Source organism: Halomonas sp. ND22Bw, assembly GCF_003011945.1.
GTDB classification, from domain to species: Bacteria; Pseudomonadota; Gammaproteobacteria; order Pseudomonadales; family Halomonadaceae; genus Halomonas; species Halomonas halophila.
In genome coordinates, this window is the sequence record NZ_PXWD01000517.1 from 1 (window position 1) to 313 (window position 313).

Annotated in this window: 1 protein-coding gene; it reads right to left on the reverse strand. The window is 67.1% G+C overall.

All coding sequences use genetic code 11. From position 1 onward, the window contains the following. On the reverse strand, positions 1-313 hold a 313-nt coding region (locus CVH10_RS19180), incomplete at both ends, for a hypothetical protein (RefSeq protein ID WP_219924849.1).

A 313-nucleotide genomic window follows, 5' to 3' on the forward strand; every position in this document is an offset into this window, starting at 1 on the left:
TCGACGATGACGCTCGCCACGCTGTTCAGCGCGGCGATGCGATGTGGTGCCTGCGCGCCGATCTTCTCATTGGCGGCGAGGATCAGCGTGCGGCGGCTGCGCGCGACCAGCGCGCGCTTGAAGGTGGCGTCGGCCGCATCGAAGGCACTGACACCACCCTCGGCGGAGAGGGTGCAGACACCGAGGAAACAGGTGTCGATGTTGAGGCGGGCAACCACCTCGAGCGCGATCCCGTCGACCGAACCGCCAATCACGCTGTCGACCTCGCCGCCTACCATGTGAATCTGCACGTCACGTCGCGCGGCGAGCGTTG